The 562-nt window shown below is 72.1% G+C and carries 1 protein-coding gene; it reads right to left on the bottom strand.

The genetic code is table 11. The annotated features are described in order from the left end of the window. On the bottom strand, positions 1 to 562 hold a 562-nt coding region (locus tag A9X00_RS12355), incomplete at both ends, for a VWA domain-containing protein (RefSeq protein WP_156772051.1).

Here is a 562-nt window from a genome sequence, read left to right as displayed (position 1 = left end):
GTCGACACGGGGACGGCGACGCGCTGCCCGTTCATCTCGATCTCCCCGCCCTTGGTGCCGAACGAGATCGTCGAGATGGGCACTCCCTGGTCCTTGGCCAGCCGCGCCGCGGTGAAGGCGCCGTCGTGCGGGTCGCTGGGGTCGGTCGGCTTGTTCTCGCCACCGTCGGACAGCAGCACGATGCGCGCCGGCGGTGGCGTGTCCCCGCCGGTGATGGCCGCGGCCCCGACCGCGTGCAGCGCGGTGAAGATCGCCTCGCCGGTCGCCGTCCCGTCGGCGAACTCGAGCTTCTTCAGCGCCTCGAGGGTCGCCTCGTGCTGCGGGGTCGGCGGCACCAGCAGGTAGGGCGTGCCGGCGAAGCCGACCAGTCCCAGGTTGATGCCCGGCGTCAGCTGACTGGCGAACTGGCTGGCCGCCTGCTCGGCCGCCTTGAGCCGGTTGGGGGCGACGTCGGTGGCCGCCATGGACTCCGACACGTCGATGACCAGCACCACGACCGCGCGGTTGAGCGGGATCCGGATGTCCGACGTCGGCCCGGCCATGGCGGTGGTCAACAGCACCA

The organism is Mycobacterium sp. 1245805.9 (genome assembly GCF_001672915.1).
In the GTDB taxonomy this organism is placed as follows: Bacteria; Actinomycetota; Actinomycetes; order Mycobacteriales; family Mycobacteriaceae; genus Mycobacterium.
Note: the sequence above shows the minus strand (reverse complement) of the source record. Positions and strands in the feature narration are given on the sequence as shown.